Raw genomic sequence first — 16390 nt, forward strand, 5'->3', positions numbered from 1 at the left:
CTCTTCCAATTTTGGCCAGAAGCCGAAGACGGCTTCTTCGAATAGGCCTGATACATAGATGCAACGGGGCGGCGGTTTTTCAAAAGCGGGTAGACAGTGGGGGCGAGTCCATACATAGCAGCTGGCGCAGCCTGCGTTCGGCTGCGCAGCAGTCGTGAAATCAGGCGACGCGGTATTTCAGGAAGACCGCGTACTCAGATTTCACGACTGCTTCGCAGGCGAACGCAGCCTCGCAGGCTCGGCAGCTGCTACAGAGGTCAGCTCAGTCGCTGGATTTGCTCTTCGCTCAAGCCTGCTTTGCGCAGAATGCCTGTGCTGTGTTCCCCTCGGGACGGAACACTGCCAACCGCCGAAGGCGTCGCTGAAAACCGTGGCGCCGGTGCGGCCTGCAGTACGCCGTTCTGACGCGAGTACACGCCACGCTCGGCCATATGCGGATGTGTCAGGGCTTCGGCCGGTGTCAGTACCGGGGCGAAGCAGGCATCGGTGCCTTCCAGCAGATCGATCCAGTGCTGGCGCGGTTGGCTGGCAAACACGGCTTCCAGTCGCTTACGCAACGGCCCCCACAAACGTGGATCGTAGGGGGCCTTGAAATCCGCGTCGTCACCCAGTCCGAGTTTTTTGAACAGCAGCGCGTTGAACTGCGGTTCAAGGGCTTGCACGGTGACAAACAAACCATCGGCACACGCATAAGTGCGGGCCCAGTGCGCGCCATCGAGCAGCCCGCAACCGCGTTCCAGCGGCTGCTGGCCGGCAGCGTGCGCCGACAGCAACAGGTTCATCAGGTTGGCGCTGCCATCGACAATCGCCGCATCCACCACTTGGCCGACACCGTTGGTGCTGGCGTTGATGATCCCGGCCAAAATGCCCATCGCCAGGTACAACGCACCACCGCCCAGATCGCCTACCAGGGTAGGGGGCGCCATCGGTGGCTGGCCGGCCTCGCCACTGAACCACAAGGCGCCGGACAGCGCGATGTAATTGAGGTCGTGACCGGCGGCCTGCGCCAACGGACCTTGTTGGCCCCAACCCGTCATGCGCCCGTAAACCAGCCGTGGGTTGCGCGCCAGGCACTCGTCGGGGCCCAGGCCCAGACGCTCCATGACGCCAGGGCGCATGCCTTCAATCAACGCGTCGGCGCCCTCGATCAGGCGTAACACCGCGTCGATGGCTTCAGGGTCTTTGAGGTCCAGGGCAATCGATTGTTTGCCGCGATTGACGATAGCGTGCTTGCCCAGGTCGAGCATGTCAGCGCCCTTGGTCACCGAGCGCTCGACAAGGATCACCTCGGCGCCCATGTCCGCCAGCAACATGCCGCAAAACGGCCCTGGGCCGATGCCGGCGATTTCGACGATACGAACGCCGTCCAATACGCCCATGTGCGTACTCCTTTGGATGAATTTAGAGAAGGGGGGAGGTTAACGACGTAGAAACAATGCGCTCATCACGGCATGCAACACCACCGCAGGCCAAAGCAATAACCCGCCGCCGACCAATACGCCGATGTACGCCAGGTACAACGCAATTGCCCCGTTGTAGAACAGCATCGAACGCAACGCGGCAGGGTTGGCCGCTCGGGGCCAACACGCGATGCCGAGCGCAATCAGCGCGATACCAAAACACCGGGCGATCAGGTTGGTCGCGTCCGTCGCGGGCATTCCCAGCAACAGGTTGCAGGCAAGGCCCGGCGTGAGCAGCAGCGCCACGCCGGTCGCCAGTTCGATAACCGCTGAAACCACAAGAAGTTTATGCGGGGTAAGGGCGGGTACTGGATTCATGATCGACCTTTGAGGAAAGAGAGGCGCTGGTTACGCGATCCTGACGGATGAATTCGGCGGCTTTTTCACCGATCATCACCGTGGCGGCGGTGGTGCTGCATCCAATGATAGTCGGCATAATCGAGGCATCGACCACGCGCAAGCCTTCCAGGCCATGGACCTTCAATCGGGCATCCACCACCGCCATCGCGTCGTCGCCCATTTTGCAGGTGCCCACCGGGTGATAGAGGGTGTCGGATCGGTTGCGCAGGACGCGTTCGATTTCGGCGTCGGTGAACATCGGCTCCTCAATGACATCTTTTGGACTGAATGCCTGGAAGGCTGGCGTCGCCATCACCTTCTGGATGACGCGATAGCCTTTGATCAACGTCTTGATGTCGTCCGGGTGGGTCAGAAACGCCGGGTCGATCAGTGGCGGGACCATGGGGTCCGCGCTGGCCAGGCTGAGTTGCCCGACGCTTTTCGGGTGCAGCAGGCAGGCATGAATACTCAGGCCATGACCGCGATACAGTGTGCGGCCGTGGTCGGCAAACATGGCGATGGTCAGGGCCAGTTCAATGTCCGCCTGATCCAGCTCGGGAGAGGTCTGAACGAAGGCACAGGCCTCGGCGAAGTTGGTGGTCAGCGGACCGCTGCGTCGCCGCCAGTAACGGATCGCCGCTTTGGCGATGTCCCAGGCGCCCGCCAGCGACAGGCCGATCAGGTGACGGGACTTCACGCGGTAGGAATGTACGTAATCGATGTGATCCACCAGGTTCTGGCCCACGCCCGGCAGCTCATGGACCACCGGGATGTCGAATTTCAGCAACTCGCCAATCGGCCCCACACCGGACAGCAGCAGTAGCTGCGGGGAATTGAAGGCCCCGGAACTCAGAATCAACTCGTGACGCGCGTGCAAGGTACGCTTGACGCCGTTCTGCATGAACTCGATGCCCATGGCGCGCTTGCCGTCGAAAAGGATGCGCGTGGCGTGGGCGTGGGTTTCGATGTGCAGATTCGTCCGGTGGCGGTTCGGCGTCAGATAGGCTTTGGCCGCGCTGCAACGCTGTCCGTCCTTTTGCATGACCTGCACACGACCGAAACCTTCCATGCTCGCGCCGTTCTGATCGGGGCAGGCCGGGTAACCCGCCTGTACGCCGGCCTCGACAAAGGTTTCGCCAAAGGGATTGGGCGAGGAGTGGAAACGCACATTCAGTGGGCCGTTCTGGCCGTGCAATTCGTCTTTGAAGTGTTCGTTGAACTCGGCGCGTTTGAAGAACGGCAGCACCTCCCGGTAACTCCATCCCGGGTTGCCCAGGGCGGCCCAGCGGTCGAAGTCTTGCGGATGACCGCGGTGATAGGCCATGGCATTGATCGAAGAACTGCCGCCCAGGGTCTTGCCCCGTGGCTGATAACCGATGCGGCCGTTCAAGCCGGCTTGCGGCACGGTCTGGTACTGCCAGTTGTTGATCGAGGTCGGCACCATCGCCGCGACGCCGGCCGGCATGTGCACCAGCGGATGGGTGTCGGGGCCGCCGGCTTCCAGCAGACAGACTGAAATATTCGAATCTTCCGACAAACGACTGGCGACCACACAACCGGCAGCGCCTGCGCCCACTACGATGTAATCGAATTGCGTGTTCTCGTTCATGCGTTCTTCTCTTTGTTCGATGCACAACTTCAACGCATTGTGTGCAGAACGCCGTGTCGCCACTGGTCAATAGAATGAATTCAACGGTCACTGGGACAGGTGACTATCGCGCCAAGCATCGGAACATCACGTACAAGCACTGAGCAGGTGATTGACCGATGCAGAACCGGGGGCGAGTATCGGTTCTCGCATCCCCAGCAGTCAGGCCCATGTCAGGTTCGAAAATGGATACGCCCGGTACCGAAACTCCGTTGCATGAAGACGCGCTGCAACCCTCCACCATCGGCAGCTATACCGTGGCGATTGCGCAGGCGCTGGACGCCAGTGGCATCGACAGCAAACGGATTTTCATCGCCACAGGCATTCCGCTGAGCCAGTCCACCGACCCGCTGACCCGATTGCCGGCCACCACCATGACGCGGCTGTATCGCGCCTGCGTCGATGTGACCAACAACCCGTATTTTGGCCTGTCCGTGGCCAAGCATATCCATCTCACTCACTTGCATGCCTTGGGTTATTCCCTGGCCGCCAGCGGGTCCTTGATGGATTTCTGCCGGCGCCTGGAGCGCTATTTCCGGTTGGTGTCCCAAGTCGCCAAGGCCAATGTCAGCCAGACCGACGAGCACGTTTTGCTGCGGTTCGATCATTTGGTCGAGCTCTGTGGAGAGACGGAAGATGCGTTTTTCGCTTTTCTGATCCGGGTGATGCGGTTGCTCTACAAGCAGGAGTTCAAGCCCGTGCGCGTGGAAATGCACCGTCGGATGCCGCATAAGGGCGCGGCCCCGTATGAGGCATTGTTCCGTGCGCCGGTGTTGTTCAGGCAGGCGTCCAGCCTGCTGGTGTTCGACAAGACGGACCTGCAGCAAGTGCTGACCGGCTCCTGCCCTGAATTGGCGCAGGTCAATGACAACATCGTGATCGGCTATCTGGCGCGCCTGGACAAGAACGATGTGATCACCGGGGTCACCCAGAAAATTATCGAATTCCTGCCCAACGGCGACTGCACTCGAGACAAGGTCGCCAGTGCGTTGTGCATGAGCCCGACCAAATTGCAGCTCAAACTCTCCCAGCGTGGCACCCATTTCCAGCAATTGCTCGATGACACTCGCAAGGAACTGGCGTGCAGCTATCTGAGCCAGGCATCGCGCCCGGTGACAGAAATTACCTTCCTGCTTGGCTTCAGTGACACCAGCAACTTCACCCGTGCCTTCAAACGCTGGACCGGGTTATCGCCGACGGATTATCGATCGCAGGGTTGACTGCCAATAATGAAAAGCCTCCCCGGGCCACGTCCTGGGAGGTTTTTTTTCGCCCGGATTGCGCTGACCGATGATTTGGCCCAATTGACCGGCGACCCACCCACCGCTCGCGATACAACAGCCTCGACCGATCCGGCCTGTGCCCCATAGAGCCAAGGCACACCGGAACTGGCATTTTCTTGAATGACTTTTCGTGAAACCACAGAGAAGGCGAGCACGCTAGATGAATAACAACAATAAGATCTGCCATCCAAATCTGCGGCGCGGGCTTCTGGCTTCGGCGGTTCTCGCCGGGCTGGGGATGACGCCTGTGCAGGCGTTCGAGTTCGATACGGGGAATGAGGACGTGTCGGTACGCTTCGACAATACCTTGAAGTTTAACTACGCCCAGCGGGTCGAAGCCCCGAACAGTAAGTTGGCCAACGCGTGGAACAACAACGACGGTGATCGTAATTTCTCGTCCGGCAGTCCAGTAGCCCAGCGTCTTGATGTGCTGTCGGAACTGGACGTGGTGTACAAAAAACAGATGGGCTTTCGGGTCAGTGCCAACAGCTGGTACGACCATGCCTATGACGATATTGGCAGCGACAACCCGTCGACCAACCAGCTCAATAATGGCAAGCCCGATTCGCGGCACCAGAGCGGCTATGCCGACCGTTACTACAACGGCCCGTCCTCGGAGATCCTCGACGCCTTCGTCTTCGGTAGCACCGAGGTCGGCGACGAATCGCTGCTGAGCGGCAAGGCGGGCAAGCACACCCTGTATTGGGGTGAAAGCGTGTTGGCCTTCGCTCATGGCAACAGCTATGGCCAGTCGGGTCTGGATTTGTCCAAGGCACTTGCCGTGCCGGGCACCGAAGCCAAGGAGCTGTTCATCCCGCGTAATCAGCTGTCGACCAGCTTCACCGTCAACCAGGAACTGACCCTGGCCGCGCAGTACTTCCTCGACTGGGACGCCGCACGGCTGCCGGAGTCGGGCACGTACCTGGGCTTCAACGACGGCATCCAGAGCGGCGGCCACAACCTGTCGCTGATCGCCGCGCAGAATCCTCGTTTCGGTACACCCGGTCCGTTGGGCGCCAATCAGTTCCTGCGACTCACCAATGGCCACACGTACACGCCGGACAACCACGGTGACTTCGGCCTGATGGCCAAGTGGAGCCCGGCGTGGCTCGACGGCACCCTGGGTGTTTACTACCGCAAAACCTCGGACATTCTGCCCAACCTGGTACTGCAACCGACCGCCGTCGGGCCGGCGCAGCTGATTTCCGGCAACGCCGGCAGTTACAACCAGTTCTACGTCGACGACATCGACGTCTACGGTTTCAGCCTGGCCAAAAACATCGCCGGCGTGAGCGTCGGTTTCGACCTCAACTATCGCCACAACATGCCGCTGTCCAGCGTGCCGGCCACTGTCAACCCGACATTGGGTGCCGCGGGGCGCCCCGGTTTTATCAGCAACTTTGACGGCGACAACGGCGTGGCGCGGGGCAACACCGTCCACGCGGTGCTCAACGGCCTGACCACGTTCGGCGATACCCCCCTTTGGGATTCCTCCTCGTTGCTGGTCGAACTCGGTTACAGCCGCTGGCTGGATGTGACTGAAAACAAGCAACTGTTCAAGGGGGAGGATTGGTACAACGGCGTCGACAAGGTCTCCAAGGACAACTACATCTTGGGCATGAACTTCAACCCGACCTGGTATCAGGTTTTCCCCGGCGTCGATATGTTCCTACCGGTCAGCTACAACGTCGGCCTCAAAGGCCAGTCTTCCGTGCAACTGGGCGGTAACAAAGGCACTGGCAGCTACTCGGTCGGTGTCGGCATGGACGTGCGCAGCCAGTATCGCTTTGACCTCAAGTACGTCGACAACTTTGGTGACTTCGACACCTGCAACTCCGCCGGCAGTGCCGGGGCACGGGGTGATGGTGCCGCTCCTGGTGCCAATGGTCAGTACAACTGCGTTCCCGGTCAGACCACTGCGTTTGCCGGGACCGTGGCCCAGCTCAAGGATCGCGGCATGGTCACTTTCACTTTTAAAACCACCCTCTGATCCAAGAGCGTTGAGTCAACAGGAGACATCCTATGAATTTCGTTAAATCAGTATTGGCCACCGCCCTTGCGTTGACCGTCGCAGGCTCCGCTCACGCGGCAGTCAGCGCCGATCAGGCCGCTAAACTCGGCAACAGCCTGACCTTGATCGGCGCCGACAAAGCCGCCAACGCCGATGGCAGCATTCCTGCCTACAGCGGCGGCCTGACCGCGATCCCGGCCGATTTCAAATCCGGCGACTCGTTCCGCCCGGACCCGTTCGGCGCCGAGAAACCGCGTCTGGTGATCACCACAAAGAACCTTGCCGAGCAGAAAGAAAAACTCACCGCGACGGCCCAAGCGTTGCTCACTCGTTATCCGTCCTATCGCCTCGACGTGTACCCGACCCACCGCAGCGTCGCACTGCCTAAAGGGGTGCTGGACAACACCGCGAAAAACGCCGTGACCGCCAAGACCACCGACGGTGGCCTGTCGCTGGAAAATGTCCTGCCGGGCGTGCCGTTCCCGATCCCGGCTGACGGTAACGAAGCCATGTGGAACCACTTGCTGCGTTATCAGGGTGTGGCGATGAGCAACAAGTACGACTCCTGGAACGTCGACTCGTCCGGCGCCGCCTCCCTGAGTTCCACCGGTAATTTCTTCATCGAATACCCGCTCTACTCGCCGGCACGCCCGGTCGGTCCAGTGTCTGGTGATGAAGTGTTCTACAAGATCAAACTGGCTTACTCCGGCCCGGCTCGTCGCGCCGGTGAAGCACTGTTGCTCATGGATTCGGTCAACCCGTTGAAGCAGCCCCGTCGTGCGTGGCAATACCTGCCGGGGCAACGTCGGGTGAAACTGGCGCCGGACCTGGCCTACGACACGCCGAACCCCGGCACCGTCGGCGCCGCGACCTATGACGACGCGTTCCTGTTCAACGGCGCAATGGACCGTTACGACTTCAAACTGGTCGGCAAGAAAGAACTCTACGTGCCGTACAACACCTACAAGCTGAGCTACCACAAGGATGCGACGGACGTGATGACTGCCAACCACGTCAACCCCGACTTGCTGCGCTGGGAGCTGCACCGGGTGTGGGTGGTCGAAGCCACGCTCAAACCGGGCAAACGCCACATCTACAGCAAACGCACCTTTTACCTCGACGAGGACAGCTGGATCGCTCTGGCTTCCGACGAGTATGACGGTCGTGGCCAGCTCTACCGTGGCGGCTTCTCGCACCTGACCTACAGCTACGACGTGCAGGCCCCGGACACCATCAACCACATGCTTTATGACCTGGTTTCCGGTGCGTACAACGTCAACGGTTTCTACGGTCCTTACGGTGGCCTCAAGTACATCGATCCACTGTCCAAGGCTCAATGGTCTGCCGAGTCGCTGGCCGGTACCGGCATCCGCTAAACCCGACCCTGTAGCAGCTGTCGAGTGAAACGAGGCTGCGATCCTTAACCATCAAGATCGCAACCTCGTTTCACTCGACAGCTGCTACAGGGAACTGTGGTGTGCACTCGAGATAACAATAATGATGATGATCAAGTGGACCCTGCTTGCCGCATTGGCGGCTGCCATGGCCGTTCCGTTCACCCGCCCTGTGATCGCCAGCGAGTTTGCCGATGTGCTCGACACACCGGCGCTGCGCAGCAATATTGCCGCTCAGTCCACGCTCACCGGGCTGGCCCGGGCCGGCGAGCGGCTGATTGCCGTGGGCCAGCGCGGGCACATTCTCTATTCCGATGACGCTGGCCAGCACTGGCAGCAGGCGCAGGTACCGGTCAGTTCGGACCTGGTTGCCGTGCATTTTGCGACTGCGCAACAAGGTTGGGCGGTGGGGCACGATGGTGTGGTCCTGCACAGCAGTGATGCGGGCCAGACCTGGACCCGGCAACTGGATGGGCGCCAGGTCGGGCCGATCATGCTTGATTACTACCAGCATCAACTTGCCAGCCAACCGGATGACGCGGGCCTGCAAGCGCGCGTCAGCGACGCTCAACGCATGGTCGATGAGGGCGCCGATAAACCCTTCCTCGATGTCTGGTTCGAAAGCGATCAGGTCGGCTACATCATTGGCGCCTTCAATCTGATTTTCCGCACCGACAACGGCGGCCTCAACTGGGCGCCGTTGCTCGAACACACCGACAACCCCAGTGCGCTGAACCTCTACGCGCTGCGGCCAGTGGGTGAAGATTTGTTCGTTGTCGGCGAGCAGGGCCTGGTGATGAAACTGGACCGCGCCAGCGGCCGCTTCAACGCCACCCTTACGCCGTACAACGGCAGCTTTTTCGGGATCACCGGCAAACCGGGTGCAGCGTTGGTGTTTGGTCTGCGCGGCAATGTTTTTCGTAGCACCGATGGCGGGACGAGCTGGAACAAAATCGACCTCGGCCTGCCCCTGAGCATCACCGCCAGCAGCGTCACCGCCGATGGCCGGATTGTTCTGGTCAGCCAGGCCGGCCATGTGCTGGTCAGCGTTGATGACGGTGCGAGTTTTCAAATCCAGACGCACACCGCACTGGCCCCGGTGGCCGCCGCGCAAGTGACCACGGGCGACGCACTGGTGCTCGCGGGCGCTCGTGGTCTGCGGCAGTTACGCCTCGAATAAGCCCGGCATTACAAAGAGAACAACATGATGGGTCACTACGAACTCGAAACAATGCCGGTCATTCGCGAGCTCAAGGGCTTCGACGTCCGTTCCGGTAACCGCCTGGAGCGGCTAATCTTCAATAATCGCCTGTGGGTGGTGCTGGCCTGCCTGTTGGTGACGGTTGCATTGAGCTACTTCGCCTCCACACGGCTGACGCTCAATGCCAGCTTCGAAAAGATGATTCCCCACAGTCAGCCCTTCATCAAAAACTACCTGGAGAACCGTCAGGCCCTGCGCGGTCTGGGCAACGCGGTGCGGGTGGTGGTGGAGAGCAGCAACGGTGACATTTTCGACCCGCACTATCTGGATGCCTTGAAGGAAATCAACGACGAACTGTTCGTCACCCCCGGCGTTGATCGTGCCTGGATGAAGTCGCTGTGGACCCCGGCGGTACGCTGGACCGAAGTGACCGAAGAAGGCTTCCAGGGCGGCCCGGTGATGCCCGATTCCTATGACGGTTCGGCCCAGAGCGTGCAGCAGTTGCGCCAGAACATTGCCCGTTCGGGGATTGTTGGCAGTCTGATCGGCAACAACTTCAAGTCGAGCATGATTTTCGTGCCGCTGCTGGAGAAAGACCCGGTCACCGGGCAAGGCATCGACTACCACCAGTTCTCGAAAACCCTCGAAGAGAAACTGCGCAACAAGTATGAATTCGACGGTGTGGTTCGTGTCGCCGGCGAGGAGGGCAAAGGGCCGATCAAGATCCGCGTCATCGGTTTCGCCAAACTGGTGGGTGACCTGATCGATGGTCTGATGCAGGTCATGCTGTACTTCGGTGCCGCTGCATTGATTGCCACGGCAATCATCTTTTTCTTCACCCGCTGCGTGCGCAGCACGGCACTGGTGATCCTTTGTTCGGTGATCGCGGTCGTCTGGCAATTGGGTTTGGTCGCACTGTTTGGCTTTGCGCTGGACCCGTTTTCGATTCTGGTGCCGTTCCTGGTGTTCGCCATCGGCGTGTCTCACGGCGCGCAGAAGATGAACGGGATCATGCAGGACGTGGGGCGCGGCACTCACCAACTGGTCGCCGCACGCTACACCTTCCGCCGTCTGTTCCTCGCGGGCCTGACCGCGTTGCTGGCGGATGCCGTGGGTTTTGCGGTGTTGATGCTGATCGACATACCGGTGATCCAGGACCTGGCGATCACCGCCAGCATTGGTGTCGCGGTGTTGATCTTCACCAATCTGGTGCTGCTGCCGGTGTTGCTGTCTTATTGGGGGGTGAGTCGCAAGGCTGCCGTGCGCAGCTTGCGGGCGGAGAGCGAAGAGCTGCGTGGCAAAGGCATGGGCGCGCTCTGGAGTTTTCTCGACAAGTTCACCGAACGTCGCTGGGCCACTGTCGCCGTCACTGTCGCTGGCCTGTTGGCGGTGGGCGGGATTGTCGTCAGCCATCATCTGAAGATCGGCGACCTCGACCCCGGCGCCCCGGAACTGCGCTCTGACTCGCGCTATAACCGCGACAACGCCTACATCACCGCCAACTATTCGCTGTCCAGCGACCAGTTCGCAATCATGCTCAAGACCCCCAGTGAAGGCTGCCTGAAATACGAAAGCCTGGTGGAAGCCGATCGCCTGGGCTGGCTATTGCAGCAGCAACCCGGCGTGCAAACCACCGTGTCACTGGTCAACGCCGTGCGGCAGATCACCGCCGGTTCCTACGAAGGCAACCCCAAGTGGTTGACCATCGCCCGCAACCAGAACGTGCTGAACTACGGCGCACAGCAGGCTTCGGTCAGCAGCCCGGACTTGTTCAATAACGATTGTTCGATGATGCCCGTCGTGGCGTACCTGTCCGATCACAAGGCCGAAACCCTGGATCGCGTGGTGCAAGTGGCCGAAACCTTCGCCCGCGAACACAGTAATGGCGAGCGACAGTTCATGCTCGCCGCCGGGAGTGCCGGGATCGAAGCCGCGACCAATATCGTGGTGCGCGATGCCAACCGCACCATGCTGTTGTACGTGTATGGCGCGGTGATTGTGCTGTGTTTCATCACCTTTCGCAGCTGGCGGGCGGTGGTGGTGGCGGTGGTGCCGTTGATGCTGACGTCGATTTTGTGCGAAGCGCTGATGGTCTGGCTCGGCATGGGCGTGAAAGTCGCCACGCTACCGGTGATTGCACTCGGTGTGGGGATTGGCGTGGACTACGCGCTGTACCTGCTGAGCGTGCAACTGGCGCAGCAACGTGCCGGGCTGTCGTTGACCGAGGCTTACCGCAACGCTGTGGCGTTCACCGGCAAAGTCGTTGCGTTGGTCGGTATCACCCTGGCCGCCGGCGTCATTACCTGGGCTTGGTCGCCGATCAAGTTCCAGGCGGATATGGGCATCTTGCTGACGTTCATGTTCATCTGGAACATGGTCGGGGCGTTGGTACTGATCCCGGCGTTATCGCACTTTCTATTGCGCAAAGTGCGATAGGTAGAGACCGGAACAGGGCGGTGGGCAGCACCCACCGCCCCAACGACTATTGCTTGCCGACAGCGCCCGCCAGCAGCGGCGCTATCTGTTCATCGGTCAGTGCCGCCTGCACCTCCATGGTCATGAGGTCGCTCCATTCCAGCACCCACTTCTGGATCGCTACCGGATCACTGGCCTCTGCCACGCCAAAACCGGATGCACCACCGACGGCGTGCCAGCGTCCCAGCATCTTGACGCCAGCGGGTGGAGCACCCCCGGTCTTGAGGAAACGCTCAATCGCGCTGTTACGATTTGCCGAACTGATAGACCAACTGACTATGAATAACATTTGCCACCTCCTGCTACGGATTGGCACCTGTTGCTCTTCGCGCACCGGGCGGGTGCCGGGACCACGGTCACGCTTGAGTGTCCAGCTTCATCCCTGACTGGCTTGAAACCATTGCTCCCATGAGAAGGCATAGCAGCGGGCCAGACTCTGCGTATGACCGCTGATCCTGTTTCGTTGCATGGCAACGAATTTTGCAGGTGCTTCGAGGACGAGGTTCATGGGGCTGATTTCACGCATCGCGCAACAGGTCGTTGGCGTTGAGCAGCTCGTAGGCAATCTCCGGGCGCTTCTCCAGTGCGCGACGAATCGCGGCCGGGATCGACTGACGGGTTTTGCGGCATAGCCCCGGTTGTTCGCCGAGGTTAATACCGATACCACGCATGGTGCGTACTTCGTTGAAACTGGGGACGATGTCCACGCGGATGCCCAACTGCTCGTACATCCGCCGTTGCACACGCTCAAGGTCACTCAGGCTCTGGAGGTTTTCCAGGCGTTCGACCAGGCGCTTTTCTTCCGAACGGGTCAGAAACAGGATGCGCACGTCCGCCCCCGGTGTTTCCAGCAGCGGGTCACGCCCGCAGTCGCAGGCGCCGGGCGGGCAGGGTTGGCGGATCGGAGGCGTGGTGGTCATGGGGTTCAATCATAGAGTGCTCCAATCGGGTTTGCCCATAGGGTTTCTTGCCCTTCTGGCGAACGGGTCACGCCGGGACTAGGCTTAAGAGTCGTGCACAGGCCAAGGAGCGGGATCAATGAAAGCCAACGCGAGTGTTTTCTGCCTGTTGTTCACCCTTGCGCTGGCCCCGGGCGCTCGTGCCGACGATCCGCCAACACCGGATGCCACCCCGACGATCAACCCGCAAGTGGTCGATAAACTCATCGATATGGGCACCTACCTACGCAGTCTGCCGACGTTTCAGGTCGACGCCGAAGTGTCCCGGGATACCGTTCTGGAGTCCGGCCAGAAGATCAAGACCGAGGCCTCCACTGTCTTGAAAGTGGTGGGTCGCGATCGGATGTATGCCAAGACGCAAGGCGATGTTCGAACGCGAGAGTTCTTCTACAACGGCAAGAAACTGACCCAGTATTCACCGTTTCTCAAGTACTACACCACCGTGGATGCACCGCCTGAAGTCTCCGATGCGCTGCACTTGATAGAAAACCATTACGGGATTCAGGTGCCCATGGAGGACCTGTTTCTGTTTGGCAGCGACCAGGCGCAGATCGATGCGCTGAAAGAGGCGCTGTACGTCGGCCCGTCGACGATCAAGGGGCAACTGTGTGATCACCTGGCCTTTCGGCAGGAGGGCGTTGACTGGCAGTTGTGGATCACCCGATCCGACAAGCCGCTGCCGTGCAAACTGGTGATCACGACCACCGATGAACCGGGTTCTCCGGAATACAGCGCGGTGTATCGATGGAACCTGAAACCCGGCATCAAGGACTCGATCTTCACCTTCGCACCGCGCAAGGGCGATGTGGCGATTCCTTTGAAGAAAGTCAGTGATCAGGGAGGGGCATGACATGAACAGGACGATGTCGTGGAGCCTGTTGTTATCGCTCGTAACCACCTCGGTACTGACGCTGAGCCTGGTCACTTATGTGGATGCCCGACCCCAGCGCGTCCAAGGGCACGCCAGGGCATCGGTCAATCGTGCGCCACCGCCCTCGGCCCAAAGGGCTCAGCGCATCAACACCGGCAATACCGCGCAACGCGCTACCAACGTCAATGCGGGTAATCGGGTCAATGCCGGCAACACAGTCAACTCTGGAAATCGGGCCAATACCGGAAACACGGTCGGCAACCGAACCAACATCAACAACAGCACCCGTAACGTCAACATCGACAACAGCCGTGACGTGGACATCGACGTAGATGGGCACGGCCGCTATGGCTACGACGATCACTACCATCCGATCGCCACGGCGGCGGCCGTCACCGCAACGGTCGCGGTGACAGCGGCGGTAGTCGGGTCGATCTTCACGCCAGCGCAATTGCCCCCCAGTTGCGTGCAGGTCATCCAATACAACACGGCTTACATGCAGTGCGGTTCAACCTGGTATCAACCGCAGTATCAGGGCAGCGATGTGACGTATGTCGTGGTTAATGCGCCTTGAGTCGGGGGGATCACGTTCCGACTGCTTGATTACGCCTACCAGTTTTTTCTGTGAGCAGTGCCTTGCAAACAGTTCTCATTGCTCTGGCGCAGTGGGCCAACGGGTTTATGTCCGAACCTGGCGAAGTCGGCTCGGTCATGGTCGATGCAAAGGACCGTAAACCGTTACAGAAACTGGAGCTGGTTTCAGTCGATGGACGGTGTCTCAAGCCAGAAGATATCGCTATCAAACTGGGCGTTCCACACTGAGATTTCCAGCCGCTATATACTCGACAGCCCCTTTACCCCCCTCAAGCAAGAGACACCCATGTCAAACCACGACCTCACCTTCCTCCCCGACCCCGATCCGCAATCCATCTCCTCGGATGTCGCCGGTTTCGGCGGCCTGTTGGTCTCCACTCAGATCCCCACCCGCGCCGACGGCAGCCTGGAACTGGGCGACATCGTCCTGCAAAGCGAGTGCACGCTGCAGGCGCTCAAGGTTGCGCTGGAGCACGCCGGCAGTTCCATGGACCGGGTTCTGCATCTGACCATCTACCTCACCGACATGGCTGACCGCGCCGCCTTCAACGAGGTCTACCAGCGCTTCTTCGCCAAGCCCTGGCCGGTTCGGGCCGCCGTTGGCGTGGCCTCCCTGGCGGTTGAAGGCATGCGCGTGGAAGTTACCGCGATGGCGGCCAAGGGCTGAGTCCGCGGGCTTAACCGGCGGCCTTGCTCAACGAGCGGCCGCCACGCTACGAATATCACCTCACCCCAAAACCTGTGGCCAGCCCGCCGGGCTAGGCCCGCTTTGCGAACATTGCGGCGAACCCTTGCGCGGTGAAGCGCTGATCAGCGAGCCGAACGCTGTGTACACAGAAGAGCGCAACGCACGGCGTGAGGCTTTCAAGGGGAATCGAATCCAGCAGTAAGGAGGGAATCCAAAGTGCTCGTTGCCCGCTGAACTTGTTGGTCCGCATGGTAGGACGAGCGCACCAGAGGACCGGACGCAACGTTCTTGAAGCCCATCCGCGTACCTTCCTCGGCGAACCAGGCGAACACGTCCGGGTGCACGAAACGCTGGACCGGCAAGTGACTGCGCGACGGTTGCAGGTATTGGCCGAGGGTGAGCATGTCGACATCGTGCTCACGCATGCGCTGCATGACTTCGATGACTTCCTCGTCGGTCTCGCCAAGGCCCAGCATCAGGCCGGATTTGGTCGGTACATGCGGGACCATCAGCTTGAACTTCTGCAGCAGATCCACTGACCACTCGAAATCCGAACCCGGCCGCGCGGCTCTGTAAAGGCGCGGGACGGTCTCCAGATTATGGTTGAACACATCGGGTGGCTCAGTGGCGGTGATCGCCAGGGCAACGTCCATCCGGCCACGGTAATCCGGCACCAGGGTTTCCAGCTGCACGCCCGGCGACCGCTTGCGGATTTCGCGCAGGCAATCGACGAAATGCTGGGCGCCGCCGTCGCGCAAGTCGTCGCGGTCCACCGAGGTGATCACCACGTACTTCAGGCGCAGGTCGGCGATGGCCACGGCGAGGTTCATCGGCTCTTCGGCGTCCAGCGGTTTTGGCCGGCCGTGGCCGACGTCGCAGAACGGGCAACGGCGGGTGCAGATGTCACCCATGATCATGAAGGTCGCCGTGCCACCGGAAAAACATTCGCCGAGGTTTGGGCAGGAGGCTTCTTCGCAGACACTGTGCAGCTTGTGTTTGCGCAGCAGCTGTTTGATGCGATCGACCTCTGGGGAGATCGGAATGCGTACGCGAATCCAGTCGGGTTTGCGAGGGAATTCATCGGTCGGGATGATCTTCACCGGAATTCGCGCGACCTTTTCTGCACCGCGCAGTTTGACCCCGACTTGCATTTTTACCGGGCTTTTGCCGGTCGATTCCACAAGTATGCTCATGTATTTTTTCCTCTTGTGCGAGCGGGAGAGCCCCGCGCTGACGCCAGAAAAACGCATTCTTTGTAGCAGCTGGCGCAGCCCGCGTTCGGCTGCGCAGCAGTCGTAAAACCTGAGTGCGAGGTTTTTCTGAAACACCGCATTGCCTGATTTCACGACTGCTGCGCAGCCGAACGCAGGCTTCGCCAGCTGCTATGTATGGACTCGCCCCCACTGTCTACCCGCTTTTGAAAAACCGCCGCCCCGTTGCATCTATGTATCAGGCCTATTCGAAGAA

General features: G+C 60.2%; 15 protein-coding genes and 1 pseudogene. 10 read left to right on the plus strand and 6 right to left on the minus strand.

The annotated features are described in order from the left end of the window. Positions 1 to 257 precede the first annotated feature (257 nt). From FQ187_RS28770 to FQ187_RS28780, 3 genes are read right to left on the minus strand one after another with little or no spacing between them, the layout of a single operon-like run. Positions 258 to 1379 carry a CaiB/BaiF CoA-transferase family protein gene (locus FQ187_RS28770; protein ID WP_149632073.1) on the minus strand — a complete coding sequence of 374 codons (1122 nt, stop codon included), beginning with the start codon at positions 1377 to 1379 and terminating at the stop codon, positions 258 to 260. A gap of 39 nt (positions 1380 to 1418) precedes the next feature. Then, positions 1419 to 1778: a hypothetical protein gene (locus FQ187_RS28775; RefSeq protein ID WP_149632074.1), complete on the minus strand. Its 360-nt coding sequence runs from the start codon at positions 1776 to 1778 to the stop codon at positions 1419 to 1421. Then, complete coding sequence (locus FQ187_RS28780; protein ID WP_149632075.1) at positions 1747 to 3408, minus strand: GMC family oxidoreductase; 1662 nt, start codon at positions 3406 to 3408, stop codon at positions 1747 to 1749. The genes FQ187_RS28775 and FQ187_RS28780 overlap by 32 nt, the downstream gene beginning before the upstream one ends. A gap of 209 nt (positions 3409 to 3617) precedes the next feature. Here FQ187_RS28780 and FQ187_RS28785 point away from each other — a divergent pair, with 209 nt between their 5' ends. The 5 genes from FQ187_RS28785 (at position 3618) to FQ187_RS28805 (ending at position 11772) form a co-directional block, all read left to right on the plus strand. Continuing rightward, positions 3618 to 4667: an AraC family transcriptional regulator gene (locus FQ187_RS28785; RefSeq protein WP_149632076.1), complete on the plus strand. Its 1050-nt coding sequence runs from the start codon at positions 3618 to 3620 to the stop codon at positions 4665 to 4667. Positions 4668 to 4890: 223 nt separating this feature from the next. Further along, positions 4891 to 6720 carry a DUF1302 domain-containing protein gene (locus FQ187_RS28790; RefSeq protein ID WP_149632077.1) on the plus strand — a complete coding sequence of 610 codons (1830 nt, stop codon included), beginning with the start codon at positions 4891 to 4893 and terminating at the stop codon, positions 6718 to 6720. A 32-nt stretch (positions 6721 to 6752) separates the two neighbouring features. Continuing rightward, positions 6753 to 8117 carry a DUF1329 domain-containing protein gene (locus FQ187_RS28795; RefSeq protein ID WP_149632078.1) on the plus strand — a complete coding sequence of 455 codons (1365 nt, stop codon included), beginning with the start codon at positions 6753 to 6755 and terminating at the stop codon, positions 8115 to 8117. A gap of 121 nt (positions 8118 to 8238) precedes the next feature. Then, a complete protein-coding gene (locus FQ187_RS28800) occupies positions 8239 to 9315 on the plus strand; it encodes a YCF48-related protein (RefSeq protein ID WP_149632079.1) in 1077 nt (358 codons plus the stop codon). 27 nt (positions 9316 to 9342) lie between these two features. Next, complete coding sequence (locus FQ187_RS28805; protein ID WP_149632086.1) at positions 9343 to 11772, plus strand: RND family transporter; 2430 nt, start codon at positions 9343 to 9345, stop codon at positions 11770 to 11772. Positions 11773 to 11818: 46 nt separating this feature from the next. Here FQ187_RS28805 and FQ187_RS28810 read toward each other — a convergent pair whose 3' ends face one another. Together FQ187_RS28810 and FQ187_RS28815 are read right to left on the minus strand one after the other, a co-directional pair. Further along, complete coding sequence (locus FQ187_RS28810; RefSeq protein WP_149632080.1) at positions 11819 to 12100, minus strand: DUF3303 domain-containing protein; 282 nt, start codon at positions 12098 to 12100, stop codon at positions 11819 to 11821. Positions 12101 to 12329: 229 nt separating this feature from the next. Continuing rightward, a complete protein-coding gene (locus FQ187_RS28815) occupies positions 12330 to 12731 on the minus strand; it encodes a hypothetical protein (protein WP_149632081.1) in 402 nt (133 codons plus the stop codon). A gap of 118 nt (positions 12732 to 12849) precedes the next feature. On the opposite strand from FQ187_RS28815, the gene FQ187_RS28820 reads away from it, so the two are divergent. The 5 genes and pseudogenes from FQ187_RS28820 to FQ187_RS30655 all read left to right on the plus strand — a co-directional run. Next, complete coding sequence (locus tag FQ187_RS28820; RefSeq protein ID WP_149632082.1) at positions 12850 to 13620, plus strand: DUF2092 domain-containing protein; 771 nt, start codon at positions 12850 to 12852, stop codon at positions 13618 to 13620. Position 13621: 1 nt separating this feature from the next. Further along, entirely contained in the window at positions 13622 to 14215 is a 594-nt protein-coding gene (locus FQ187_RS28825; protein WP_149632083.1) for a hypothetical protein, read from the plus strand. Between the two features lie 62 nt (positions 14216 to 14277). Then, a complete protein-coding gene (locus FQ187_RS28830; protein ID WP_178122788.1) occupies positions 14278 to 14463 on the plus strand; it encodes a hypothetical protein in 186 nt (61 codons plus the stop codon). Between the two features lie 58 nt (positions 14464 to 14521). Beyond that, entirely contained in the window at positions 14522 to 14902 is a 381-nt protein-coding gene (locus tag FQ187_RS28835; RefSeq protein ID WP_149632084.1) for a RidA family protein, read from the plus strand. A 67-nt stretch (positions 14903 to 14969) separates the two neighbouring features. After that, positions 14970 to 15125 (plus strand): annotated as a pseudogene (locus tag FQ187_RS30655) (transcriptional regulator); the annotation flags it as partial. On the opposite strand, the gene lipA reads toward FQ187_RS30655, so the two are convergent. Continuing rightward, positions 15100 to 16116 (minus strand): lipoyl synthase, encoded by a 1017-nt coding sequence (gene lipA, locus FQ187_RS28845; protein WP_149632085.1) that lies wholly within the window; start codon positions 16114 to 16116, stop codon positions 15100 to 15102. The pseudogene FQ187_RS30655 and the gene lipA overlap by 26 nt on opposite strands. Positions 16117 to 16390 lie beyond the last annotated feature (274 nt).

This window comes from Pseudomonas sp. ANT_J28 (assembly GCF_008370005.1).
Lineage (GTDB): Bacteria > Pseudomonadota > Gammaproteobacteria > Pseudomonadales > Pseudomonadaceae > Aquipseudomonas > Aquipseudomonas frigoris.

Bases quoted from the DNA above. Each gene is read 5' to 3' on its own strand.
- FQ187_RS28810 (WP_149632080.1), bottom strand. From the start codon at position 12,100: ATGTTATTCATAGTCAGTTGGTCTATCAGTTCGGCAAATCGTAACAGC.
- FQ187_RS28800 (WP_149632079.1), top strand. From the start codon at position 8,239: ATGATGATGATCAAGTGGACCCTGCTTGCCGCATTGGCGGCTGCCATG.
- lipA (WP_149632085.1), bottom strand. From the start codon at position 16,116: ATGAGCATACTTGTGGAATCGACCGGCAAAAGCCCGGTAAAAATGCAA.
- FQ187_RS28825 (WP_149632083.1), top strand. From the start codon at position 13,622: ATGAACAGGACGATGTCGTGGAGCCTGTTGTTATCGCTCGTAACCACC.
- FQ187_RS28820 (WP_149632082.1), top strand. From the start codon at position 12,850: ATGAAAGCCAACGCGAGTGTTTTCTGCCTGTTGTTCACCCTTGCGCTG.
- FQ187_RS28815 (WP_149632081.1), bottom strand. From the start codon at position 12,731: ATGACCACCACGCCTCCGATCCGCCAACCCTGCCCGCCCGGCGCCTGC.
- FQ187_RS28785 (WP_149632076.1), top strand. From the start codon at position 3,618: ATGTCAGGTTCGAAAATGGATACGCCCGGTACCGAAACTCCGTTGCAT.
- FQ187_RS28780 (WP_149632075.1), bottom strand. From the start codon at position 3,408: ATGAACGAGAACACGCAATTCGATTACATCGTAGTGGGCGCAGGCGCT.
- FQ187_RS28770 (WP_149632073.1), bottom strand. From the start codon at position 1,379: ATGGGCGTATTGGACGGCGTTCGTATCGTCGAAATCGCCGGCATCGGC.
- FQ187_RS28775 (WP_149632074.1), bottom strand. From the start codon at position 1,778: ATGAATCCAGTACCCGCCCTTACCCCGCATAAACTTCTTGTGGTTTCA.
- FQ187_RS28805 (WP_149632086.1), top strand. From the start codon at position 9,343: ATGGGTCACTACGAACTCGAAACAATGCCGGTCATTCGCGAGCTCAAG.
- FQ187_RS28795 (WP_149632078.1), top strand. From the start codon at position 6,753: ATGAATTTCGTTAAATCAGTATTGGCCACCGCCCTTGCGTTGACCGTC.
- FQ187_RS28835 (WP_149632084.1), top strand. From the start codon at position 14,522: ATGTCAAACCACGACCTCACCTTCCTCCCCGACCCCGATCCGCAATCC.
- FQ187_RS28790 (WP_149632077.1), top strand. From the start codon at position 4,891: ATGAATAACAACAATAAGATCTGCCATCCAAATCTGCGGCGCGGGCTT.